Below are 24,075 nucleotides of genomic sequence, written 5' to 3'. Positions count from 1 at the left end.
CGCTAATATAGTGAATGCGCTCAGGGCATTTTGGCGCTAAAGGTGTCCGCTACGGTCACGAACTGCCCGCCGCCCAGATGATGCAGAGTGTGCAGCGCGCGGTTTTCGGCGCTGAAATGCCAGCGACCCTCATAAAAAACGCGGCTGTCAGCCGCCGCTGCCACAACCTCGCCGAACAGCGTGTCATAGTTTTGCTGCGCTTCTGTCGCCGGCAACAGCCGACACTCCAGCCAGGCGACGCAGCTCTCTTCCAGCAGCGGCACGCCCAGCTCCGGACCACTGATGGCCTGAATGTTATACGCGGCGAATTTATCGTTATCGCGTCCTGAGGTATTGCCGACTGCATAGGTCAGATCGGCAAAGGCGGCTGCCGGGACGCAGACGCCAAAGGCGCTGTTCGACTCGATCAGCTCGCGCGACCAGGTCGCTTTATCCACCACAATAGCCACGCGCGGCGGGGTAAACTCCACCGGGGTCGACCAGGCGGCGGCCATCACATTGCGGCGTTGCGTTTGCGGATGCTGGCTGGTAATGAGAATGGTGGGACCATGATTGAGCAGGCGGCTGGCGTGCTGAAGCGCCACCGGGCGGAAATGCGACATATCGGTTCCTTACTGAAATTGACGCACACTGCTTTGCACATCATAAATTACTGTAAACGTTTTACTTTACGCGTTTTCGCTCTTCGAGGTTTACCGCTGCGTGCCGGGCCATTTTTATAAGAGATCGTGGTTCAACGGCGTGCGAAAAGCGTGGCGCGCTGCGGTCATCAGCTGATCGGCCGTCACGGTGGGAGGCAGCCGCATCAGGACTTTACTGGCCTGCCAGTAACACAACACCATGACTTCGTCCGTTTCGCTTTCTGCCAGCTCTCTCAGCCGCGAGCGCAGCGAGAGTACGTTCAGCGTTTGCTGCTCGTCCAGCATCTCTTCGATAGTCTTGTTTATGACGTCGTGGATTATCTTCCAGGAAAGATTAGTAAGCAAAATCAACCTCTTCTAGCCCTTTCCGGCTCGGGAGCTGTTATAACTTTTACTGCGCAGACAAAACGTCCACGGATGAGTTAATGTTAATCTGGCATTAACTATAGTCGTATCGCCGGGCTTTCGGCGACTTTTACATAGGGGGATTATCACAGTGAAAGCGTTTTCAGAGAGGCGGGCGTTTACGCTGTAAACAGCGGCATATTGCGCTTCTTTATACCGCTGTTGTAACGTCGCGTTGGTCAGCTGCGGTTAAACGGTTTTCGCACAGACATTGATGCGAGAGGGAACGGCGTGCACGTCTCGCCTGGCTTTATGATTAACGGGCTTATTCAACCCGATATGGGCAGCGCCGATGAGGTCAACGCGTGGGCCAGACGCTTACTGGCATGAGGGAGCGTCGCCTGCTTATTCTGCAGGCGAATTAAAAGACTGGTCGGTGTCGTCATCTTCGTAAGCAGGTATTTCTACATCATCCGGTAAGGGTTCTGTATCGGGGCGTTCTGACATTTTTTACCTCCTGCTGTCGCCGCTGAAAAACTTAACATATCGCTACATCACTGCTTCTTTCAGACGCTTTTTAAACAATTCGCGTCAGACCACAGGAATTCGCCGTTATGCCGTTTCGTTCGTCTGCTGAAATTGTTGTCCGATCATGGAATTATCCAGATTAAATAAACAACGGAGCGCGCGGCGGGTTTTCGGTTACATCTGGCAATATAATAAACTACTGAAACTAGCTGAGATGTCGATAAATTGATATGTGCAGACGGGGAGGTCGGCAGCGAGCCAACACCAGGGCAAATGCGTCGACTTCCCCGCTGCAGCTTGTCATATTCAGGCCTGACGGTCTCCCGACAGGCTGAATAAAAACGCGTTACGGACGTTTCAGGAGCGGATCAACGTTATCTTTTTCCTCAACCCCTGCTACGCCGCTTCTTTCGACGATACGGCCATCAGCATCCGTTTCGTTCAGGGCACCAGAAGTACCCGCGGTTTGGTTCAGGGTGCCAGGGGTACCCGCAGTTCTGGCAGTTGCACCGCCTGTTAAAGGCGCGTCTGCTGAGAGGTTGGTATCCGCGTGATCAATATCCACTTCCTGGCGGCGGACAGAATCAGTGATGTTTTCTACGCGCTCGCTCTGATCTTTGCGAACCACCACTTCCTCTTTGATATGCGCCGTTTTGTTAATGACCGGCTGCTCATGCGTTTCTGCAACTTCGATGGTTTTCTCTTCCCAGTCGACATTATCTGCTGCAGCCAGATCGCCAGTTGAACGGCGGAAAATATCAGCATGCTGTTCCTGCAGCGAAATGTCTTCCGATACCTGATCGGTTACGGTATAGCGGCGTACGCGCGTGGTCCCTTCACTGACCAGACGCTTACCCACTTCCAGACGTTCCTCAGCAAGGCGCAGCACTTCTTCTTCACTTTCATCGCCAGTCAGAGAGGTGCGAACCGGCTCAGTCACGCCGCTGTCGCCAACGCTGTTTACGCCAGGCGCGCTATGCGCGGCAGAAACGGTATAACCGTCATCCTGCCCCAGACCATTGCCTGTTGGCAGTTCGCCTGTGTCATGCGCATCCAGAACGCTATAAGCGCGCGGCAGCTGATCTTCATTAGCGCGCAGCGTCAGTACCACGCTGCCTGAATTAATCGCATCTTCATACACGCCGCTTTGCTCTTCATCCACCGTGCTGCCGAACAGGCGCTGCCAGAAGCCAGGATGACGGGCCTCGTGTCCTTCCGATTTCAGACGTTCGCCAGAAATCACATCAATATCGTGCTCTGCGAAACCCGCTTTAATCAGGCTACGCTTCGCCCCTTCTGCCTGAGCCAGGGTACTGAACATCGTTACGATCTTTTCGTGTGCCATGATTCCTCCTGCGTGATGATGGCTTAGGTGTCGTCTTTTTTCCGGTCAATCTCGACATGCTGTTTACGTAATGAAACGGTCTCTTCCCAGGGAACCTCTTCATGCGTTCGCCGGATATGCAACTCCTCTTTCAAAACCAGCCTGCGAATCACTTCAACTTCTTCTTCCACCACCGGAACGATAAGGACGCCCTCTTCTTCCCTGATATCGGGCATAGTCACAATGCGCTCGTTTTTCGGCACATGCGTGACCTCAACGTTTTCCCGGCGTAACATCAGACTTACTGGCTCGCTGTGGGTAGAAGTCTGGCGTTTAACGGTGACATAACCATCCAGAACTTCTTCCCGCGATACGGTCAGCTTTTCTTCAGCCAGATGCAATACTTCCTCTTTTGCATGTGGATGTTCGTCATTGTTTGAAGAAGAAGCCATATTTCACCCTTTATGAAATGCCCGGTTGAAATAAACACCCTGATATAATCAAATCAAAAGCATTTACAACTAAAGAAATTTAAGTGTGAATCAAAACCCAGCCGTTGCAAGCCAGACGGCAAAAAAAATTAAAATAATTAAAAATTCGAACCAGAGGATATAAAAGCAAAATTGTCGTCAGTTAAAATTTATCCTGCCCAGCCAACGACTTATTGCCTGATTAACTCTCTTGAGTACGCCCTGATAATTCAGGATAATTCCTACCCCCTAAAACAGATAACTTAGCTACGCTGCTAACAAGCCCAATATAACTACCTGATATTTATATGATTTATATTTAAAGTAAAATAAGTCGAATAAAGAAGATGTAAAAATATGTCAGCGCGTTAGTAATTACGTCTGCAGGCGAATATTGCGCTTGTTCCGGGGGCTTTATTAATGACTGGGTGATTTTTCCTGGCCGAAATAGTGCCAGGGCTCAAGGATAAAGTGCGGAATACGTTGCGGTACAGATTTCTATCCAGCAGATAAAAGCGGCTTAAAGAAAAAGCAAAATGCTCTGCCGCCGGAGGGCGGTATGCGGCAGAGCGGATTAATTATTTACCGTCAAAGAAATTCTCTGGCAACTGGCCTGGCGCCTGATCAATTACGCTGTCATTATCCGGCCCTTCATTTTTCATATAGGTTACTTCGGCGAACTCAGGGATGATGACATAAGGATAGGCGGGCCCTTCGTCTCTGAAGCGATGCATATCTTCTATAAATTCATTTTGATAGCAGATGGTTTTTTCAGGGTGCTGACCTTCACCGGCAATCCACTGCGGGAAGAAAATAGTGCCGTGCAGCAATTTGCGGTTCAAATCAAAAAGCAGGCTGACGCAGGTGCCGGTTGGTTCATGCCAGTCAACCTTAAAGATGCCGGGAGCAAACTGTACGGCATTCATCTTCTGATGCGTCACCCAGCGTCCACCTACCAGCCCCTTATGGATACGGTAATCGCAGGTCGTTTCGTTGCGTGCATACCACTCATATTTCCAGCCGTTATCGTAGGTGTAGACAAAATGCGTACCGACAAACTGCGAAAGATCGCGGGATGACTCGTTAATCGAAGCAATGGTCATGGCTTACCTCATGTTATCAGTAAGGAGAACGCTGGCCCGGCACGCAGAGCTGCGTTCTCGTGAAACACTGGATGCTAATATTTAACCGGCTCACTTATTATTGATGAGGATCAGCTCTTCACCACTTCAGCACACGTAAGGAGGCGGGGTCAGCCAGCAAAAAGACTCAACCGCCCCTCAACGCAGCGCAACTTTATCTTCAGGCCCTGCTCCTTTTCGCTCTTTCCGCACGGCAGATGCTTGCCTGACAGCGGCAGGCTTACCATAATCGCTATCTATTTTTCTTTATAACGAGTAGGCAAATGAAAAAGTTCGCGCTTTTAGCGCTGGTTAGCGGCGTGGTCTGTAGCGCCTCGGCGATGGCAACCGATATCCGCGTCACCTACGCGGGCTCTATGGGTAAGGTGATGGATGAGAGCTTAGGCCCGGCGTTCGCCAAAGCGAACAACGGCAGCTATCAGGGGCAAGGCCAGGGCGCCTACGGTATGGCGCGCCTGCTGGCGAGCAAAAAAATGACCGCTGACGTCTTTGTCTCCATTACGCCGGGACCGATGCAGATCCTGAAGGATGCAGGCCTGATCGACAACGCCGTGCCGGTCGCCAGCACCAGCATGGTGATCGCCTACAGCCCGAAAGGTCTCTATGCGCAAAAATTTTCCGCCGCGGCGAAAGCGGGCGATGCCAGCTGGCTTGATGTGCTGGCGACGCCGGGCCTGAAGTTTGGCCGCACCGATCCGGTCAACGATCCTAAAGGTCAGAATATCGTCTTCACCCTGCTGCTGGCGGAGAAGTACTACAACAAGCCGGGCGCGGCTGACAAAATTATGGGCGGCGTACAGAATCCGGCGCAAACGCATCTGGAAGGCGGCCTGCTGGCGCGGCTGGAGAGCGGTCAGGTAGATGCCGCCGCGGGTTACGAAAGCGAAGTTATCTCTGCGCATCTGCCCTATGTCGCGCTGCCGGACGAGATCAACCTGTACAATCCGGCGCAAGCCAAAAAATGGTACGACACCGTCAGCTTTGCTATCAAAGACAGCAAAGGCGAGGAGAAAACCCTGCATACTCAGCCGCTGGTTTACTATGCGGCGGTGCTGAAAAACGCGCCTCACGGGGAAACAGCGGGTAAAGCCTTTGTGGATTTTATGCTGAGCAAACCGGGTCAGGCGCTTTTCCAGCAGAATGGCTACGCCGCGCCTAAAGGGGATGCGATTTACCCCTAATGAAGCGCTCTCCTTCTTCAGCGTTATGGTTATCGCTGCCAGCACTGCTGATGCTGGCAGTGCCTTTTCTGACGCTGATTGCCATCACGCACTGGCGACATTTCCATCTGGCCTGGGGCGACGGCGACGCTATCGCAACGTCGACCGGGCTGGGACTTATTGCCCTGCTGCTGATTGTCGTGAGCGGCCTGCCTGTCGCCTGGTGGCTGTCGCAGGCGCGAGGTAAAGCGCGGGCAGTGGTAGAACTTCTGGTGCTGATCCCGCTGCTGACGCCGCCGCTGGCGATGGGCATCCTTCTGGTTAGCGCTTATGGCCCATACGGGCCGGCTGGTTCTCTGCTGGCCCGTATGGGCATTGAACTGGTCAATAATCCTGCCGCCTTTGTACTGGCACAGTGGTATGGCGCACTGCCCTACTTTATAACGGCGGCGCGCTCGGCTTTTGCCGCCGTGCCTGTTGCCATTCTGGAAGCGGGCCGTACGCTGGGCGCGTCGCCGTGGCAGCGGTTTCGTCGGCTCTCTCTGCCCCTCGCCGCGCCAGGTCTGGCGTCGGCGGTGGCGCTGGCCTGGGTGCGCGCTATCGGCGAATTCGGCATTGTGATGATCTTTGCCTATTTCCCGCAGGGCATTCCGGTTAAGCTCTACAACAATTTGCAGAATGATGGCGTCGATGCAGTTTACGTGCTGCTGTGGCTGCTGTTGTTGTTTACCTTACCTTTGCCGCTGGCCTGCTTTGCGCTTGTACGCCGTTACGCGCGCGACAGGCAACCGCGGCGCACCCGATCGGGAGTGATCTGATGTCCGTTTCGCTGGAGCAGTTAACCGATAAATATCCTGAGGCGCACGCATGGGCGTTCGGCGACTCGTCCGAACTGGCCGATCGTCTGGTTACGCTGGTGATTGCCGGTAAAAAAGTGGCGAGCTGTGGCTCGCTGCAGTCGTGGAGTGAGGACGAGGCGAAGCCGCAGCCTGGCGGCTACAGCATTGTGCTGGATGGCGCGGGTCAGCCGCGCTGCGTCATCCGCACGACGGGCCTGTTCTTAACTCGCTTTGACCGCGTGACGCCGGAAATGGCGATGCTGGAAGGGGAGGACGATCTCAGCCTGGAAAGCTGGCGTCGCGAGCATCAGCGCTTTTTCCAAAGCGAAGGAACCTTTCATCCTGAGATGGAGCTGGTGTTTGAAACTTTTCAGCTGATCGAGGTGATGTAGTCGTTACAGCGCCTGCGGCGCAGTCCGATAAATAAAAGCGGAAGAGACATAACCGGACCTCGCCTGCTATGTCTCTTTTGCTATAACCGATCGCAACGACTACCCTGCATTGCGCTGGAAATGGCTGTTAACAAAGGCACGGCAGCGCGGCGAAACGGGATCAAGAAAAACCTGCTCCGGCGCGCCCTCTTCTTCAATCATCCCCTGATGCAGAAACACCGCTTTGTTTGACACGTCGCGGGCAAAGCCCATTTCATGGGTCACAATAATCATGGTGCGGCCCTCTTCCGCCAGCCCGCGGATCACGCGCAGCACTTCGCCTACCAGTTCTGGATCGAGCGCCGAGGTCGGTTCATCAAACAGAATTGCCTTCGGCTGCTGCGCCAGCGCGCGCGCAATCGCCACGCGCTGCTGCTGGCCGCCCGACAGCTGCGACGGCCAGGCGTCGCGTCTGGCATAAAGTCCGACCTTATGCAGCAGCGCCTCGGCCTCTTCCGTCGCCTCTTTCAGGTTTCGCTTCTGTACATGCACCGGCGCTTCAATAATGTTCTGCATCACCGTCTTATGCGGCCAGAGGTTAAAGCTCTGAAACACAAAGCCGAGCTGCATGCGCATCAGCTTGATACGCTGGCGCTGCGCGCGATTAAGTTTTTCGTCGGGATTATCCAGCGTTACGCTGTTCTCGCCCACGGCGATAACGCCCGCCTGCGGCACTTCCAGAAAAGGAATACAGCGCAGCAGCGTGCTTTTGCCCGATCCGCTGGCGCCGATCAGAGAGATAACATCGCCATCCTGCGCCGTCAGGCTGATGTCGTGCAGCACTTCATGTCCCGCATAGCTCTTTCTGAGATGGCTCAGCATGATGGTTGGTTGGCTCATTAACGTGCTCCGAAATAATAGGGGGAGAGGCGTCGCTCCAGCACCGAGACGCCTTTGCTCACCAGCATGCTGAGCAGCAGATAGATCGCCGCAGCGCTGAGGAATACTTCCAGCGCGCGAAAGGTAGAGGAGACAATGGAATCGGCGATGCCGGTCATCTCCATCAGGCTGATGGTGCTGACCAGAGAGGTAGACTTAAGCATAGAGATCATTTCATTACTGTAAGCGGGCAGCGCCTGACGGATGGCGATGGGCAGCGTAATGCGGGTAAAAATCTTATGCGAAGGCATGCCGCATACTCTGGCCGCTTCCAGCGACTGGCGACTGACTGCATTCAGGCCGCCGCGCAGGATCTCCGAGGTATAGGCCGCATCGTTGAGGATGAGAGCCAGCAACCCGCACCAGTAAGGATCGCGCAGCAACGGCCACAGCACGCTTTCCCGCACCGCTGGCAGGCTGCCCAGCCCGTAATAAATCATAAAAATCTGAATCAGCAGCGGCGTGCCGCGAAACAGCCAGACGTAAAGTCGGGCGAAGTAGCTGCCGACGCGCGTCTGACGCAGCAGGTTCAGCCCCAGCGCCAGCAGGCCGCCGCCAAGCAGCGACAGCACCGCCAGGTTAATGGTCAGCGGCAAGCCTTTGAGCAGCGCCAGCAGGGTTTCCTGCAAAAAAGGGATATCCATTGGCTTTCCTTACACACTGGCGCGCTGCTGGCCGCGCATAGCGAATTTCTCGACGGCGCGGAAGACCCAGTCGGAACAGGTAGTAATAATCAGATAGATCACGGCGCCGACGCTGTAGAAGAAAAAAGACATCTGCGTGGAGTTGGCGGCCGTGGTGATCTGATTCATGGTTTCCACCAGCCCGGTCACCGACACCAGTGCCGACTCCTTGATCACCGACTGCCATTGATTGCCCATTCCCGGCAGCGCGGTGCGCAGCGCCTGTGGCACAATCATGCGGCGGAACAGCATTAGCCGCCCCATGCCCGTCACCGTTGCCGCCTCCAGCGTGCCGCCGGGAATGGCGTAAAACGCGCCGCGAAACACGCCGCTCTGATAGGCGCCTGAGATCAGGCCAATGGCGATAGCGCCGGCGATAAAGCCGTTGATATCAAAAGGCCCCTGCATGCCCAGCGCCGTACCGACTGAGGAGATGACCTGCCGACCGCCGAAGTAAAACAGGTAGATCACCAGCAGCTCCGGTACGCCGCGAAACACCGTGATATAGCCTGCCGCAAGACGCTGCTGCCAGCGCGAACCGGCAATCTGCATCCAGCACAGCAGGCTGCCCAATACCGCGCCCAGTAGCCAGGCGCAGAGCGAAACGGTCACCGTCACCGTGGCGGCGCTCAGCAGCACGCCGCCCCAGCCCTCGTCGCCGAAGCCAATCAGCTGCCAGTCTATTTGCATAAACATGGGCTATCAGGCTTTCGGCGCGACGTCTTCGCCGAACCACTTCACGGAGAGCTTGCTCAGCGTGCCGTCTTTGATCATCGCAGAGAGCGCTTCGTCCAGCGCCCCCTTCAGTTCAGCATTGCCTTTGCGCAGACCAATTGCCGATCCCGCGCCCAGCAGGCCGCCGCTAAAACCATAACCGCTGCTGCTGATCGCATCCGTATGCTTCTTCACAAAGGCGTTGAGGTTGGTGCGTGACGCCATCACCGCGTCTACGCGGCCATTCATCAGGTCGGCAAACGTTTCTGGCCCCGCCTGATAGGTACGAATAGTAGCGACGTCGCCCAGATACTTTTGCAGGAAATCCGCCTGAATAGTGGCGACCTGCACCGCAATGGTCTTGCCTTTAAACGTAGTTTTCAGTTCATCGATCGCTTTCTGCATTCCCGCCGCGTCATCAGCCTTCACCACGACGCCGCTGCCGGGCAGCGTCGCCAGCGGCGAGCTTTTGGCCGTAACGAAGCTGGAGATGCTGACGGTGTATTGCTGAGTAAAGTCGATGGCATCGGCACGTTTCGGCGTGACCGTCACCGCGTCGATAACGGCGTCATATTTGCCGTCAATAAGGCCAGGGATCAGACCTGACCACTTCTGGGCGCTGATTTCATATTTAAAGCCGACGCGCTTCGCCAGCTCAGCCACGATGTCAGGTTCATAACCGACGATCTTGCCGTTCGGCGTGGTCTGGTTAAACGGAGGATAGCTGCCTTCGGTGGCGAACTTCAGGGTACCGAAATCTTTTGCCTGGCTGAGCGCCGGCACCGCCAGTAAACCCAGCGCCAGCGTGGCCGCGAACAGGCCTTTGCGCATCATCATAGTGAGATCCTCAATTGTTATTGTTAGTAAGCAGATCGACGGCCAGGCGCACCAGCGCCTGCGTACCGACGGCAATGCTGCGCTCATCCGGCTGATAGTCGGAGTTATGCAGATGATCGTTACGGCCCGGCGTGGCAGAACCGATATGGATCTGGCAGCCCGGCGCGCGCTCGGTAAAGAGTGAAAAGTCTTCCGCGCCGAAGCTGTCGCTCGGTTTCGCGACAATGGGTTTGCCAAACTGATGGGAAAGGATGTTTTCCAGTGCATCAATCAGTCGATCGTCATTCATCAGCGGCGGCACGCCGCGCAGATAGTCAACCTCAATGCGCACGTTCATCGCCAGCGCGACCCCTTCACATACGCGTCGGAAGGAGGCTTCCATATCAGCGCGCACCTGCGGCGATTTGGTGCGAATGGTGCCCTGAAACAGGCAGCTGTCAGGAATAATGTTATGGGTGGTGCCGCCCTGAATATGGCCGATAGTCAGCACGGCAGAGTGAGCGGGATCGCGTTCACGCGAGATCAGCGTTTGCAGCTGGCCGATCAGATACGCCGTAGCAACGACAGGATCGACGCCCATATGGGGCCGCGCGGCATGCGTAGAGACGCCATACACCCGCACGTCGAACTCGTCACTCGACGCGGTACTGCCGCCGCGCGTCAGGGCCACTTCCCCGGTCATCAGTTCCGGTTTGTTATGCAGCGTGACGGCCCAGTCAACGCCCTCAGCGGCGCCGTCGGCGATCATCGCTTCCGCGCCGCTTTCCGGCGTTTCCTCAGCCGGCTGGAAGATCAGCCGCACCCTGCCTGCTAACTGCTGGCGGTAATGTGGCAGGATGGCGGCGACGCCAAGCAGCGTCGCGGTATGCAGATCGTGTCCGCAGGCGTGCATTTTACCTGGAATAGTGCTGCTGAAAGGCAGGCCGGTCTGCTCCTGGATCGGCAGCGCGTCCATATCGGCACGCAGCAGCAGCGTTTTACCCGGCTGCGCGCCGATAATATCGGCCACCACGCCGGTTCGTCCGACGCCCGTTTGCGGCGTTAATCCGTGCTCCCGCAGCCAGGCCGTGACGATGTCAGCGGTACGCACCGTGTCGAAGCCGAGCTCTGGATGGGCATGAATATCACGCCGTATGGCGATCAGGTGCGGCTCAATATCTGCCACTCTGGCGCTAATGTCCCCGGCCAGCATTGCTTTTTTATCAGTCATGATTCGCCTGCAGAGTGCCCTTTTGGCGGGCTGTGGGCTCAGCGGATCGGGCCGCTGGCTATGTTGTTGTGTTTGCTGGCTTTATTTATTCACAGCACAAAGCAGAAAGCAACGCGCGGCTTTTTATGAAAAACGATTTACTTTCAATAACTTAAAACAAAAAGTGGCAAATATGGATGTGAATGCAGCGGATCAGAAAGATTATTAATAATCCCTCGCCGGTCATCACAATGCCTGATGTTGTTACTGCACAAAGCCGCTGATTTCCAGCCAACAGTGCTCTGCTGACGAACGCGGCACGGTGCGATAGCAGTGTAGCCTCAAAGAATGACCGGTTTGCGGCCCACCAGATAACGTACGCCTTGCGCGCCAAAGATCTCGGAATGGGGCTGATTCAGCGCAAGATGAAAAACGTCGCCCTGCTGATAACGTTGCTCACCTGCATCAGTATGGATGGTCAGTTCGCCGTCAAGCACCAGCGCCCTGGCTTCGAACGGATGGCAATGACGTTCCAGCACGCCGTGCGGCTCACGCTTCACGATAATCAGCTCGGTAAAGCCCGCCGCTTTAAGCTGCTCACGGAATATTTGTTCTTGCATGGGATCACCCTTAAGGTAGTGAAAATGCGCTGAAACAAGCATAACTGCGGCATCCCGCTCAGGCCAGTCGGTAAAACGCCCTGTTTCCAGGGCGTTTCCAGCGAGGTTCAGCCGCGACGCCAGCGGCGGGTAAGCTGCTTTTCGGTTTCGACGACAGCAAAGATCGCTGCGCCGACAATAAAGGCGATTAGCCAGTATTTAAACGGCAGCGGACGCGTACCGAACAGCGTATTCATCAGCGGCAGATAGATAATCAGCGCCTGTAACGCTACCAGCACGCCGCTTACCAGCCAGATGCCGCGGTTTTTCAGCACGCCGCAATCAAGCGAGAAGCTGTCGTTGCTGCGACAGTTCAACATATAGACCCACTGCGCGGTCACCATCGTCTGTAATAAAACGGTACGGATAAATTCCGGCTCATAGCCGCGCACCTGCAGCCAGGCTTCGAGTAGAAAAGCGCTAACTGAAATCAGCAGCCCGACAAAGACCATGCGCCAGATAGCATACCCGTCCATTACCGGCGCGCTAACGTCGCGCGGCGGTCGCCGCATAACATTCGCTTCCGCCGCTTCGAACGCCAGACCAAAAGAGAGCGTGGCGGAGGTCGCCATATTCATCCACAGGATCTGGACGGGCGTCAGCGGCAGCAAATTCCCCATCAGGATAGCGATAATAATGAGCAGTCCCTGCGCCAGGCAGGTCGGCATAATAAACAAGATCGTTTTTATCAGGTTATCGTAGACCCGGCGTCCCTCTTTTACCGCGGCCGCGATAGTGGCGAAGTTGTCGTCGGCAAGGATCATATCGGCGGCCTCTTTGGTCACCTCGGTCCCTTTAATGCCCATCGCGATACCGACGCTGGCCTGTTTCAGCGCAGGCGCATCGTTTACGCCATCGCCGGTCATGCCGACCACTTCGCCGCTGGCGGCCAGCGCCCTTACCAGGCGCAGCTTATGCTCCGGGCTGGTACGCGCGAAAATGTCGTACTGGCGCGCTGCCTCGGAGAGCTCGCCGTCACTCATATGTTCCAGATCGTGACCCGTCAGGGCTTTGTCGCTGTTGCTGATGCCCAGCATCTTCCCTATCGCCATCGCGGTTTCCTGATGATCGCCGGTGATCATCTTGACGCGGATGCCCGCCTGCTGGCACTCATCAATTGCCGCAACGGCTTCCGGTCGCGGCGGATCCATCATGCAGGCGAGGCCCAGCAGCACCATGTCCTGACGCAGATCGTTGTGATCCAGCGAGGCGATCGCTTTCGGCACGCGCTTCCAGGCCGCCGCCACGGTGCGCAGCCCTTCGCTGGCGTAGCGGGTAATGGCGGCATCCCAGTAAGCACGATCCAGCGGCTCGGGACCGCTTAAAGTCTGCTGATGCGCACAGAGCGACAGCAGCACGTCCGGCGCACCCGTCATCAATACCCAGGCCTCCCCGTCCGCTTCGCCGCTTACCGCCATATATTTATAGAGTGAGTCGAAGGGTAGCTTGCTGACGAGCTGTTGCCCCTGCGCCGCCACGCCCCCTTTCGCCGCCAGCACCTTCAACGCTCCCTCGGTCGGCCCGCCGACGATGCGCCAGCGTCCTGCCGCATCCTGCTGGATTTGGCTCTCGTTGCAGATGTCGATAGTAGCGAGAAAGCGCGCCATAACCGGATGCTGCGCTGCGGAAAGCGCGCTGTGCGGTGCTTCGGCCAGGATCTCCCCCGCAGGCTCATAGCTGTCGCCGCTGACGCGCCACTGGCTTTCCGCCAGCACGACCGCTTTCACCGTCATCTCATTCATGGTGAGCGTGCCAGTTTTATCAGAACAGATCACCGACATTGCGCCCAGGGTTTCGACCGTCGGTAGCTTGCGAATGATCGCCTGTTTGCGCGCCATCGACTGCACGCCCAGCGAAAGGATAATGGAGATAATGGCGGGCAGCCCTTCCGGCACCGCCGCGACCGCGAGGCTGATAACTGACAGCGCCAGCGAGGCCAGCGGAATATCGCGCAGCAGGTAACCGAAGATAAAGAGTCCGGCCATCATCAGCAGAATTACCGCAAAAATCGCTTTGCCCAGCTTATCGATTTGCTGCAGCAGCGGCGTTTTTGCCGTTTCGATATGGCTCATCATATCGTTAATGTGCCCCAGCTCGGTGTCGCGTCCGGTGGCAATAACCACGCCGGCGGCAGTGCCCGAGCTAACGGTGGTGCCGGAAAAAGCCAGGTTCAGCCGATCGCCCAGCGCTTTTTCGCCCTCAAGCGCATCGCTGCTTTTCGCGACCACGGTGGATTCACCGGTCAGAATCGCCTCCTCCACGCGCAGGTTATGGACCTCAAACAGCCGGAGATCCGCAGGAATGCGATCGCCGGGCCGCAGCATAACCACATCACCAGGGACGATTGCCTCGCCCTGCACCCGCATAATCTCGCCGCTTCGCATCACCACGGCGTCGTTCGAGAGCATATTCTGGATGCCCTTCAATGACTTCTCGGCGTTGCTTTCCTGAATGAAGCCAATAAAAGCATTAATGACAGCAACGCCGAGAATGACAAAGGTATCGACCCAGTGGCCCATCAACGCCGTAATCACCGCCGCGGCGAGCAGAATATAGATCAGCATATCGTTGAAGTGAGCCAGAAACTTCAGCCAGGCCGGCTGCGTTTTCTTTAGCGGCAGCGTGTTAGGGCCGTGCGTCGCCAGACGCGCCTGTGCCTCGTCTGTGGAAAGCCCCTGCGGAGAACTCTGAAACTCGGCGAAAACGTCTTCGCTTTGATGCTGATACCACGGCCGCGCTTTTGCAGCGGCATTTTGCAATGTCTTGCGGTCGTTATTCATTTTCACTCCGTACAGGAAACCGGCGATATGGGCGCAGTTAAATTAATGGGCCAGCATAGTGCGACAGGTTAAATAATCTGATACTGATTCAGGTCATATTTTTGTAGTTTTAATGTCGTGACACGGGTGGCGAATTAATTTTTCAACCACATCCGGTTCACACAGAAATTCATTCGCGTTTAATTTGATAAATTACTTAAAAATCAATTTTTTAATATTAAAAGATGTCGTCAACGTCGACGAAAGATGGCTGACGTATTACGTCGTTGATCATTTTTTGTGAGCCAGATATTTTATTTCTGATCGCCGTTTATTTTACCGGCGCAAAGACTATTGGGAAAATAACCACACTGCTTTTGTGTATTTAAACGGGCGGGAATTTATTGCCGGATAAACAGCAGATAAACAACCTTTAAAACTCAGCGTTTTATTTACAGAAGGGCCAGCCAGCTGGCTAACCCTCCTCTTTTTATTTGCTAATCCCGTGAGAGATGTTGTGCCGCGCGTTCCGTTGCGCGACGTCGGGTGGCGATGAAATCCGCCATCTGCGAGCGGGCGGTCGTGAGTTGCTCAGGCGTGGCTGACTGCGGCGATCCGGCATGAAACGGCGGCTCGGGGTCGTACTCCATTTGCAGCTGAATCGCCTGAGCGACGTCGTTTCCGCGTATCTCCGCCACCAGCGTCAGGGCAAAATCGATGCCGGAGGTGACGCCCGCGCCGGTCAGCCGGTTGCGGTCGCGCACGACGCGCGCCTCGACCGGTTCGGCACCTAACAGCGCCAGCTGATCGCGTGAACTCCAGTGCGAAGTCGCGCGATAACCATGCAGCAAACCTGCGGCGCCCAGTACCAGCGATCCTGTGCAAACAGACGTAATAAACTGCGCGTGCTGTGCCTGCCGCCGCAAAAAGCTCAGCGTTTCCTCATCAGACATCAGCGCGATTTGCCCCGGTCCGCCCGGTACGCAGATCACATCAAGTGGCGGGCAGTTGTCAAACGTGCAGTCAGGCACCAGCATCAGACCGCGATCGGATCGCACCGGCTTTATCTCTTTCCAGATCAGATGGCACACCACGCCAGGCGTGCGGGCGAAAACTTCGAAAGGACCCGTGAGGTCAAGCTGCGTCACGTCCGGGAAAAGCAGTAAACCGATATGCAGAGGCGTTGTCATGATCGCGATCCTTAGCAGAGAGCGGATGATAAGAACAATGCGCGATTTATTCCGCGCCGGAGATAATATTCAGCGTCGCATCCAGCGATGACGGCAACAACTCGCCGTGCGTCTGACCAGGATAACGTATTTGATGCAGCCTGACGCCGCTCTTCTGTAGCCTGGCGATAAGCGTGCGGTGAGCCTTGTCAATCTGTGCAGCGTTACGCTCCTTGCCGCGATCGCTCTGCCCGTCACCCTCAATCAGGTAGAGGATTTTGCCGTTTAAAGCGCCAGGCGGCACCTGCTGCGCCAGTTCGACAATGCGCTGATGCCGCCAGCCGAGCGACGGCGCCGCGCTGAAATAGTGGGTGAATCCGCTGGCGTGATAAAGCGTATCCAGTACGAACAGGCCGCCATAAGAGTGGCCCCAAAGCGCGCGTCGCTGCGGATCGCCTGGCGCCTGTTTCTCTGTCCAGGGGATAATCTGGTTCAGCAGCAGATTGCGAAAAGCATGACTTCCGCCGCCGGGATAGCGTTCCTGCCCTGGATCGCCCGGCTGCCCGCCGGGCGGCGTGTAGTCCAGCGCCCGCGCCCGCACGTCGAACGGCAGCCTGGTGTCATAGCCTACTGCGACCAGCATCGGCGGCCTGTTGCCCGCTAACTGCTTCAGGCGATCCTCACTCAGGCGCGCCATTGCCGCGTTGCCATCCAGCATAAACAGTACCGGAAAGCCTTTCGGCGGTGGCGTCTGTTTTGGCACGCCGAGCCACACTTTATAGTGGCGCAGACCGTCGGCAGAGCTAAAAGTCTTTATGCTGAACCGGTAAAACGCCGAGCCGCGATCGGCAATATTGTCGCCCAGAGGTTCCATCAGCGGTCTGCCGTTCGCCTGCATCGCCGGGATTAAGCTGACGCCGATCGCCAGTAGCGCAGCAGAGAAAAACGTCGAGGGGATATTCAAGTAAATGCCTTCCTGAGCGGTTAAAATGATTCGCCATACTAACAAATCAACTATGCTAATGAGAAACTTTCTCAATAACCCGCGCAGCATTGCTTTATCCCTGCTTATAAGAGCCGATAGCTAAACTCTGATTTACCGGGTCGGGGATTGCGAATCGACTTCACAGATCGTTAAATTTCAGCATTCGACCAGAGTTTTATTTATTTTGATGCCGGACGTTTGTCAGCACGCGTGCGCCGACGTTCCTTTCAACCGACACCAGCAAGGCCATTAATCAGAGGTTGTGAAATGGATCGCCTTAAATACCAGATAAGGGTTGTGCGCTTTTTATGTCTTTACGCGTTGTTTCGCCTGAGATTATTCAAATTCAGCGACTTCGCCTACTCAGACAGGGATGAGAATGAGGCATTAGATATTCTCACCAGACATGACAGCGATAAAACCATTATCCCAAAAATAATCTGGATGTTCTGGGACAGTCCAAATCCGCCTGACCATATCATGGCCTTCCATAAAAAAATGAAGGCGATAAATCAGGCGCATGAAATAATTCTGCTCGACCGTCACAGCCTGAGAAAATATCTTCCTGAGCTGCACTTTGATTTTCAGGGTATCGGGCTGGCGCATAAAAGCGACGTTATTCGTCTTGCTTTGCTTAAACGCTACGGCGGCATCTGGGTCGACTGCTCGACGCTGGTCTATCAGGATTTTAGCTGGGTGCATGAACGCAGCGGCTACGATATGGTGGGCTACTACAGCGAGGCGAACACGCAGGATGCGCGTTTCCCGGTGATCGAAACCTGGTTTATGTGCGCCCCGCCTGAAAATGGCTTTGTCAGCCGCTGGCTGGAGCTGATCATGCCGCTGACGAAAATCAGCGTCGATGACTATTACAATCGTATTAAAGATCGCCCAGACTTTGAGCGCATTAAACAGGGCATCCCGCGCGGCAGCTATTTGACGACAAATTATCTCTGTCAGATAGCCATGCGTGAAACGGAAAGCGTTAACCTTTATCTGAAAAAGTGTGAAACCTCGGCCTTCTATTATCAGAACGTCTTTAAGTGGAACTGCCTGAAGATGTCATTGTTTTTACTCTGTACGCGCCAGCCGACGACGCATCCAAAACTGATTAAGCTGACCAACAGCGATCGCCAGTTTTTACCGCTGGCTCGTAAACTGCGTATCCTGGATGCGGAAAGCATCCTGGGGAAATTAATGCTGGAACAGCAAAATTCTTAATCCATAAGCAGGATAATAAAAAATGGAAAAGCTGAAACGACATCTCAGGACAGCGAAATTTCTTCTGCTTTATGTTTTATATAAACTTCACCTTTTTCGTTTTCCCGATCTCGCCTATTCAGAGGCGCATGAAAACGACGTGAAGGATATTGGTCGGCAGAACAACGTGAATGCTCCGTCTGTTCCGAAAGTGATCTGGATGTACTGGGACGACATTACCCCGCCTGACTTTATCCAGGCGTTTCACGCCAGGATGGCGCAGATGAACCCTGACCACCAGATTCATCTGCTGAACCGTGAATCCGTAAAAGATTTTCTGCCGTGGCTGCGCTTTGACTACGCGCAGATTGGCATGTCTCATAAAGGCGATGTCATCCGCCTCGCCCTGCTGAAGGAGTATGGCGGCATCTGGGTAGACAGCTCGACGCTGGTTTATCAGGATTTCTCATGGGTGCATCAGCGCGGCGGTTACGATATCGTCGGCTATTACAGCGACGGCACTACAGTGGATAAAGCCTTTCCCGTGGTGGAAGCCTGGTTCCTCGCCTCCCCGCCGGGCAATGCTTTTATCACCCGCTGGCTGGAGCTGATTATGCCGCTTACGCAGATTGGCATTGATGAGTACTATACGCAAATCACCCGGCGCAGCGATTTTGCGCAAATCCGCCAGGGCATCAATCGCGGCAGCTATATCATTATTAATTTTCTCTGTCAGATCGTGATGCGCGAGCAGCCCGGCTTCAGCTGCTACCTGAAAAAGTGCGAAAGTTCCGCCTTCTTCTATCAGGACGTTTTCCAGTGGGATAGCCTGAAGATGTCGCTGTTTTTGCTTTGCGTTCGCGAACCGGCTACGCATCCCAGACTGATCAAACTCACCAACGACGATCGTCGCTTTTTGCCTCTGGTGCGCAGGCTGAATATTCTTGAGCGCGACAGCGTGATGGGCAAACTGCTGCTGCAGCGCAGCACCCCTTAACGCAGCGCGTTATAACAGGCTATGCTGATGTGCGGATGACAGCCGGTCATCGCCGTTACAGGGTTAAAAAATGCAGTTAATTTCCGAACGATTAGTCCTGCGCCCTGTTAGCGTGCAGGACAGGGATATGCTGATGCGTATTTATGGCGATCCGGCCACCAATACCTTTAATCCCGCCGGGCCGCTGGCTAACCTGGACGAGGCGCAGCAGCTGCTGGCGCGCTGGATTATGCACTGGCAGCAGCACGGCTTTGGCAATATGGCACTGACGCTGCGGTATGCGCCGTATGAGACTATCGGCTTTGGCGGTTTTAGCTTGCGCGAATTTGGCGGCAAACCGGTTAATAATCTGGGTTATCGGCTGGCGACGCACGCCTGGGGGCAAGGCCTGGCAACGGAGTTTACGCGCACTATGGTGCGTTATGGCTTTGAAGAGTGCGGTTTAGAAGTGATAGACGCCGCGGTGCGGCCAGACCATCTCGCCTCGCAGCGCGTACTGGAAAAAGCGGGGTTTGCGGTAAACGGGCACGTTTACGATGTGCCCGATGCCCCCGCCAGCCTGACCTTTCAAATCACGCTGGCGCAATGGCGCGCCGCTCAGGGCACGCCGAAGTAGCGTAACGCGGCTGTCATCAGGGCCGCGCCGATGATAACGGCGATAAGCGGGGCTTTACGCCAGGCGAGAAAAACAGCGAAAGCCACGCCCAGCACGCGTGCCATGCCGGCAAAATGGGGGCCTTCAAACAGCGTGCTGGTCGACGCGACCGCCAGCAACAGTATCGTCGCCGCATCCGACAGCATGGTTTGCGTCCGTTCGGCGATCGGCAACCGATTGCCGAGCTTAACGCCTGCCAGTCGGATCAGATAAGTCCCCGACGCCAGCAGCGCGATACCCGCAATAATCAGCGCCTGATGACTCATTTGCGCATCCTCCACGTCAGTAATCCCAGCAGTGAAAAGAGCACCGGCATGCCCGCCGGAACAAAGGGCGTCGCCGCTATCGACAGCAGCGCGCCGCCTGTCGCCGGGATCAGCGTCCGGCGTTGACGCAGCGCCGGGAAGATCAGCGCAATCAAAATAGCTGGAAAAACGGCGTCAAGGCCGATGGCAGAGACATTGGGAATCAACTGACCGATGGCGGCGCCAGTAATAACCGTAAACGGCCAGATCAATGCAATACCAAGACCGCACAGCCAGAATGCGGTCCGGCGCTGCGCCAGCGTTGACTGAGAAATGCCAAATACCACGCTTTCGTCATTCATAATGTGGCAGCCGAACAGACCGCGCGCGCCTGACCCCACCAGATCTTTGACCGCTATGCCGAACGGCAGGTGGCGCGCATTCACCAGCAACCCCGCCAGCGCTGCGGTGATGGGGCTGCCGCCGCCCGCCACAATGCCGATAAAGAGAAATTCCGAAGCGCCCGCCATGACCAGCGTCGACAGCGCCACCGGCACCCAGAGCGGGAACCCGTCAGCACTGGCCAGCGAGCCGTAGGATAAGCCGACAATGCCATCGGCCAGACAGACCAGAATAATGGCTTTAATCACTTCCCGGCTTAAGGGGATGCGACGCTTCTGCATAACAAATCCTTCTTATAACGAACGAGTTTTCCATTATAATGAACGCTGCAGGATCGTTTTACAATGCGAACGATTCGTTCGATTAAGAAAACAGGAGTGAACGTGACCCCGATCACAATTATTGCCAATAGCCTGGTGCGTGAGCGTCAGCGCGCCGGACTTTCACTGGCTGAAGTCGCCCGACGCGCCGGTATTGCAAAGTCTACGCTCTCACAGCTGGAAGCAGGCAATGGCAATCCCGGCATAGAAACGCTCTGGGCGCTGTGCGTCGCGTTGAATATTCCGTTTGCGCGCCTGATGGAGCCGGAAGAGAAGCGGATGCAGATTATCCGCCGCGGCGAAGGGCCGACCGTTACGGCGGAGCTGGCGGACTACCAGGCCGTACTGCTGGCGACCTGCCCGCCTGGCGCGCGGCGCGATATCTATCTGCTCAATACGCAGCCTGGCAGCGAGCGTAGCTCACAGCCGCACTCGCCCGGCACCATCGAACACCTGATCGTTACGCAGGGCCGCGCGCTGGTCGGACCAAAAACGTCGCCTGTCGAGCTGCACCCGGGCGATTACATCTGTTACGCCGGCGATGAAGAACATATCTTTCGCGCGCTGGAGCCGGATACGCTGGCGGTGCTGGTGATGGAGCACAGCTGAGCCATTACTTTTTCCTCTGACCCGCTCTGCTGCCAGCAAGCTGTCGCAGGTGTAATATGGCGCAATCAAGGTCGATTTCGAGGGTGCTATGCACATCATTCCCGCCACAGCCCACCATGTTCCCGCTATTCAGCATATTTACGCCTGGCATGTTCTTCACGGCAGCGCCACCTTTGAAACCGAGCCGCCCGACGTCGAAGAGATGCAAAACCGGTTAAGCGCGCTGCTGGAAAAAGGCGGGATCTGGCTAGTGGCGCTGGAAGAGAATGAAGTGATTGGGTACTGCTATCTTGCGCCCTATCGACCGCGTTACGCCTACCGTTTTACGCTGGAAGATTCTATTTATCTCGATCCTGAATGCATCGGTCGCGGCGCAGGCCGTGCGCTTTTAACGGAAGCGATCCGTCTCGCCGAAGCGCGCGGGTTTCGTCAGATCGTTGCCGTGATCGCAGGTAACAGCAACCAGGCGTCGATTGGGCTGCATCGCGCGCTCGGCTTTCACGAAACCGGCGTGCTGAAAGCAGTAGGATTTAAGCATGGCCGCTGGCTGGATACTCACTTTATGCAGCGTGAGCTTGGTGAAGGCGACAGCACGTCGCCGGAGTAATCCTGCTTTAACCGAAGACTAAAATAAAAGCCGCCATCGCTGGCGGCCTTTAAATTCTTTTATAGCTGCACATCTGCCGCTGGCGCTTTTTATGAATCTGCCGTCGCGGTTTTCATTGCCGGACGCTGTGGCAGCAGCCAGAGAAAAGCAATGATAGCCAGCGCCAGAGTCAGTGAGGCGCTGTAGCGGCTCAGCGCAAGTCCGCCTGCTGCAATGGGCTTGTCCAGAAAATCGCCGACTACCGCGCCCAGTGGGCGGGTTAAAATAAAGGCGGCCCAGAAGAGCGCAGTACGCGAAAATGAAGTAAAGCGGCTGACGGCCCAGATAATAGTCAGGGCGCCAACAAACAGCAAAATTCCGCCGTCATAGCCCAGTCCTTCGCTGTCTGCGGTCCAGTCACCTAATGCAGTACCCAGCGTTTGTGAGAACATAATGGTGACCCAGTAAAAGATTTCCGTTACGCCATTGTTCACAGAACTCACCGCGATGGTGCCGCAGGCAATGCGCCAGATAAACAGAGAGAGCATCAGTAGCGTGCTCAGCAGCAGCGTACCGCCCAGATAACCTACCCCTAATGAGCGATCGGCAAAATCCGCCAGCGTGGTGCCGACGGTGGTAGTGGCAACCACAGTAAACCAGTAGATCCATTTATTAAAGTTATGGCTTTTAATCTGCACTACGACAGCGGCTAAAAAGATAATGGCGAAAATCAGTGTGCCGGTTAGGTATCCCAGATTCATCGACATGGTCACCGCATCGCCGCCGGTTTCACCCAGCGTAGTTGCAGCGATTTTGATTAACCAGAACGTAAGGGTAACAGCCGGGACTTTACTCAGGGACAGCGAGTCTGTGCTCTTATTTTGCATAGTGGTAGGCTCCGGAAAAGCCCGAAATGGGCTAACGCAGATTGCACATTATCGGAATATTCTTAAGCAAAGATTAAGCAGGATGAATGTATTGAAAAAATTGCGTTCTGGCTCTGCCCGTTATTTGTGGGTCAGCGGAAAGGTAAGTAATAAACATGAGCGACGGGCGCTGTGTTGCCCTGAAACCGTATGAAAAGAACAGAGAGCCTGGCGCTGTATTAAAAATGCGCTAATCAGCATTTAAAGACTTAATGTCCTGGCGGCCCTCTGTCATTCGTAGGCGGAGCGGGTATGCTCCGCCGTTGAGCGCGGATGCTCCACTTTTAAGGCGTAGCCGATAAATGTTATGAACCGCTGCATGCTTATTGAAGCACTCTATATTTGCGATGTCCGCTTCATGTACTCGTCAGTATGACACTAATGAACAGTCCGCTTTAAGCGAAAAGCGGACGTTGAGTGAGATTAGAAGTGTAAGAAAATGCAGACCTATAGGGCGATTCAGGCTGCAACTTATGTTTATATAAATATCGAGGATGAGTATTTAAGCTTGTATAAGGGGGATATATGCGCATTCGGCCATCATCTCGATTGATCATTCTTTCGCCTGAAAATCACGTCTTGCTCTTTAAGTTCTGTCATAAAGATGATGCTTTGAGAGGAAAAACATACTGGGCAACGCCGGGTGGTGGGCTTGAAAAAAATGAATCTTTCGAACAGGCCGCTATACGCGAATTATTTGAAGAAACGGGTTTGACAAGAACTTTAGCAGGACCACAAATAGCGTCCCGAACCTTCACAATGATGCTACCAGGTGGGGAGACCGTGCTTGCTGAAGAGCGTTTTTTTATGATTAATGCAAATACAGTAGATCTCGACCGCTCTGGGTGGAGTAGCAATGAAAAGGAAGTCATTCGCGATCATCGTTGGTGGACAATAGAAGAGCTCATACACACCAATGAGACAATTTTCCCACGCGATTTAATCATTAACATACTTGAAAGCAAGTCAGCCGGATCCTCGAGGTTAACTGCATCATGATATCCTGAACGTCCACTTTTGGCACAAAGCGGACTTCGCCGTTCCTTTAAGCATGCAGGCACAGTGAGACCGAAAACTGGCTCTGCGGCTTGATGAGGGACATAAGAGCAAGCTGAGCAGAGCGCCACAGGGTGGTGTAAACGCGATACCTGATACAGGCTATGCGATTCAAGGGCGGTTCCGAGGTGGGTAAGAGCGACAGGAACCGTGGTGCACTTAGTCTGCTATGAGCGAAAAGGATAGTTTGTTAGCTTACTGCCGTACAAGCATTCGTACCTGCTTGCCACGATAGTTAACGTACTCCTGGAACTGGAAACCAAAACGCTCAGCCAGATAATTTGAACGTTTGTTATCTTCATCAATAATACAGCACACTGGAGAA

At 55.0% G+C, this 24,075-nt stretch carries 26 protein-coding genes and 2 pseudogenes; 10 read left to right on the top strand and 18 right to left on the bottom strand.

Features of this window, described 5'->3' with window-relative positions; translation table 11 throughout:
• Positions 1-20: 20 nt before the first annotated feature.
• Together EKL29_RS15895 and EKL29_RS15890 are read right to left on the bottom strand one after the other, a co-directional pair.
• Positions 21-602, bottom strand: a complete 582-nt coding sequence (locus EKL29_RS15895) for a flavin reductase family protein (RefSeq protein WP_126690168.1) — start codon at positions 600-602, stop codon at positions 21-23.
• A 114-nt stretch (positions 603-716) separates the two neighbouring features.
• Positions 717-986, bottom strand: coding sequence for a hypothetical protein (locus EKL29_RS15890; protein WP_120456570.1), 270 nt, complete (start codon positions 984-986; stop codon positions 717-719).
• A 276-nt stretch (positions 987-1,262) separates the two neighbouring features.
• Here EKL29_RS15890 and EKL29_RS23345 point away from each other — a divergent pair.
• Positions 1,263-1,376: pseudogene (locus tag EKL29_RS23345) on the top strand (thioredoxin); the annotation flags it as partial.
• Between the two features lie 484 nt (positions 1,377-1,860).
• Here EKL29_RS23345 and EKL29_RS15880 read toward each other — a convergent pair.
• The 3 genes from EKL29_RS15880 to EKL29_RS15870 form a co-directional block, all read right to left on the bottom strand.
• Positions 1,861-2,859: a YsnF/AvaK domain-containing protein gene (locus tag EKL29_RS15880; RefSeq protein WP_126690167.1), complete on the bottom strand. Its 999-nt coding sequence runs from the start codon at positions 2,857-2,859 to the stop codon at positions 1,861-1,863.
• Positions 2,860-2,882: 23 nt separating this feature from the next.
• Positions 2,883-3,290, bottom strand: coding sequence for a DUF2382 domain-containing protein (locus EKL29_RS15875; protein ID WP_120455963.1), 408 nt, complete (start codon positions 3,288-3,290; stop codon positions 2,883-2,885).
• 596 nt (positions 3,291-3,886) lie between these two features.
• Positions 3,887-4,411, bottom strand: coding sequence for a phenolic acid decarboxylase (locus EKL29_RS15870; RefSeq protein WP_120455961.1), 525 nt, complete (start codon positions 4,409-4,411; stop codon positions 3,887-3,889).
• A 302-nt stretch (positions 4,412-4,713) separates the two neighbouring features.
• On the opposite strand from EKL29_RS15870, the gene EKL29_RS15865 reads away from it, so the two are divergent.
• From EKL29_RS15865 to EKL29_RS15855, 3 genes are read left to right on the top strand one after another with little or no spacing between them, the layout of a single operon-like run.
• On the top strand, positions 4,714-5,631 hold the full coding sequence (locus EKL29_RS15865) for an extracellular solute-binding protein (protein ID WP_126690166.1): 918 nt from the start codon (positions 4,714-4,716) through the stop codon (positions 5,629-5,631).
• A complete protein-coding gene (locus EKL29_RS15860) occupies positions 5,631-6,428 on the top strand; it encodes a molybdenum ABC transporter permease (protein ID WP_120455956.1) in 798 nt (265 codons plus the stop codon). Before EKL29_RS15865 ends, EKL29_RS15860 begins: the two co-directional genes overlap by 1 nt.
• Complete coding sequence (locus tag EKL29_RS15855; RefSeq protein WP_120455954.1) at positions 6,428-6,841, top strand: ASCH domain-containing protein; 414 nt, start codon at positions 6,428-6,430, stop codon at positions 6,839-6,841. The genes EKL29_RS15860 and EKL29_RS15855 overlap by 1 nt, the downstream gene beginning before the upstream one ends.
• Positions 6,842-6,940: 99 nt before the next feature.
• Here the strand turns inward: EKL29_RS15855 and EKL29_RS15850 are convergent, their stop codons facing one another.
• The 9 genes from EKL29_RS15850 to EKL29_RS15810 form a co-directional block, all read right to left on the bottom strand.
• Positions 6,941-7,720, bottom strand: a complete 780-nt coding sequence (locus EKL29_RS15850) for an ABC transporter ATP-binding protein (RefSeq protein WP_126690165.1) — start codon at positions 7,718-7,720, stop codon at positions 6,941-6,943.
• A complete protein-coding gene (locus EKL29_RS15845) occupies positions 7,720-8,403 on the bottom strand; it encodes an ABC transporter permease (protein ID WP_120455949.1) in 684 nt (227 codons plus the stop codon). Before EKL29_RS15845 ends, EKL29_RS15850 begins: the two co-directional genes overlap by 1 nt.
• A gap of 9 nt (positions 8,404-8,412) precedes the next feature.
• Positions 8,413-9,138, bottom strand: a complete 726-nt coding sequence (locus tag EKL29_RS15840; RefSeq protein ID WP_269950471.1) for an ABC transporter permease — start codon at positions 9,136-9,138, stop codon at positions 8,413-8,415.
• Positions 9,139-9,144: 6 nt separating this feature from the next.
• Entirely contained in the window at positions 9,145-9,993 is an 849-nt protein-coding gene (locus tag EKL29_RS15835; protein ID WP_269950472.1) for a transporter substrate-binding domain-containing protein, read from the bottom strand.
• Between the two features lie 10 nt (positions 9,994-10,003).
• Positions 10,004-11,203, bottom strand: coding sequence for a M20 family metallopeptidase (locus EKL29_RS15830; protein ID WP_126690164.1), 1,200 nt, complete (start codon positions 11,201-11,203; stop codon positions 10,004-10,006).
• A 320-nt stretch (positions 11,204-11,523) separates the two neighbouring features.
• Complete coding sequence (locus EKL29_RS15825; protein ID WP_126690163.1) at positions 11,524-11,802, bottom strand: cupin domain-containing protein; 279 nt, start codon at positions 11,800-11,802, stop codon at positions 11,524-11,526.
• 107 nt (positions 11,803-11,909) lie between these two features.
• The gene (locus EKL29_RS15820; RefSeq protein ID WP_126690162.1) at positions 11,910-14,621 is read right to left on the bottom strand and encodes a cation-transporting P-type ATPase; all 2,712 of its coding nucleotides are present in this window, start codon (positions 14,619-14,621) and stop codon (positions 11,910-11,912) included.
• Between the two features lie 476 nt (positions 14,622-15,097).
• Entirely contained in the window at positions 15,098-15,790 is a 693-nt protein-coding gene (locus EKL29_RS15815; protein WP_120455941.1) for a DJ-1/PfpI family protein, read from the bottom strand.
• A 46-nt stretch (positions 15,791-15,836) separates the two neighbouring features.
• Positions 15,837-16,733, bottom strand: a complete 897-nt coding sequence (locus EKL29_RS15810) for an alpha/beta hydrolase-fold protein (RefSeq protein ID WP_311779034.1) — start codon at positions 16,731-16,733, stop codon at positions 15,837-15,839.
• A 288-nt stretch (positions 16,734-17,021) separates the two neighbouring features.
• On the opposite strand from EKL29_RS15810, the gene EKL29_RS15805 reads away from it, so the two are divergent.
• From EKL29_RS15805 to EKL29_RS15795, 3 genes are all read left to right on the top strand, one after another.
• A complete protein-coding gene (locus EKL29_RS15805; RefSeq protein ID WP_126690160.1) occupies positions 17,022-17,975 on the top strand; it encodes a glycosyltransferase family 32 protein in 954 nt (317 codons plus the stop codon).
• A 139-nt stretch (positions 17,976-18,114) separates the two neighbouring features.
• Positions 18,115-18,951 (top strand): capsular polysaccharide synthesis protein, encoded by an 837-nt coding sequence (locus tag EKL29_RS15800; protein WP_158618937.1) that lies wholly within the window; start codon positions 18,115-18,117, stop codon positions 18,949-18,951.
• Positions 18,952-19,021: 70 nt separating this feature from the next.
• Positions 19,022-19,567: a GNAT family N-acetyltransferase gene (locus EKL29_RS15795; protein WP_120455932.1), complete on the top strand. Its 546-nt coding sequence runs from the start codon at positions 19,022-19,024 to the stop codon at positions 19,565-19,567.
• Here the strand turns inward: EKL29_RS15795 and EKL29_RS15790 are convergent.
• On the bottom strand, positions 19,549-19,872 hold the full coding sequence (locus EKL29_RS15790; RefSeq protein ID WP_120455929.1) for an AzlD domain-containing protein: 324 nt from the start codon (positions 19,870-19,872) through the stop codon (positions 19,549-19,551). The two genes, EKL29_RS15795 and EKL29_RS15790, sit on opposite strands and share 19 nt — an antisense overlap.
• Positions 19,869-20,534, bottom strand: coding sequence for an AzlC family ABC transporter permease (locus tag EKL29_RS15785; RefSeq protein WP_126690158.1), 666 nt, complete (start codon positions 20,532-20,534; stop codon positions 19,869-19,871). The genes EKL29_RS15790 and EKL29_RS15785 overlap by 4 nt, the downstream gene beginning before the upstream one ends.
• Before the next feature lie 102 nt (positions 20,535-20,636).
• On the opposite strand from EKL29_RS15785, the gene EKL29_RS15780 reads away from it, so the two are divergent.
• On the top strand, positions 20,637-21,182 hold the full coding sequence (locus tag EKL29_RS15780; protein WP_376785402.1) for a helix-turn-helix domain-containing protein: 546 nt from the start codon (positions 20,637-20,639) through the stop codon (positions 21,180-21,182).
• An 88-nt stretch (positions 21,183-21,270) separates the two neighbouring features.
• Positions 21,271-21,789, top strand: a complete 519-nt coding sequence (locus EKL29_RS15775) for a GNAT family N-acetyltransferase (RefSeq protein WP_126690156.1) — start codon at positions 21,271-21,273, stop codon at positions 21,787-21,789.
• An 89-nt stretch (positions 21,790-21,878) separates the two neighbouring features.
• Here EKL29_RS15775 and EKL29_RS15770 read toward each other — a convergent pair whose 3' ends face one another.
• Positions 21,879-22,655, bottom strand: a complete 777-nt coding sequence (locus EKL29_RS15770; RefSeq protein WP_126690155.1) for a hypothetical protein — start codon at positions 22,653-22,655, stop codon at positions 21,879-21,881.
• Between the two features lie 564 nt (positions 22,656-23,219).
• Here EKL29_RS15770 and EKL29_RS15765 point away from each other — a divergent pair.
• Positions 23,220-23,693: an NUDIX hydrolase gene (locus EKL29_RS15765; protein ID WP_126690154.1), complete on the top strand. Its 474-nt coding sequence runs from the start codon at positions 23,220-23,222 to the stop codon at positions 23,691-23,693.
• Positions 23,694-23,945: 252 nt separating this feature from the next.
• Here EKL29_RS15765 and EKL29_RS23340 read toward each other — a convergent pair.
• Positions 23,946-24,075: pseudogene (locus tag EKL29_RS23340) on the bottom strand (GNAT family N-acetyltransferase); the annotation flags it as partial.

This window comes from Pantoea sp. YU22, assembly GCF_003970755.1.
GTDB classification, from domain to species: Bacteria; Pseudomonadota; Gammaproteobacteria; order Enterobacterales; family Enterobacteriaceae; genus Pantoea; species Pantoea piersonii.
This window is presented reverse-complemented; position numbering and strand designations above follow the sequence as displayed.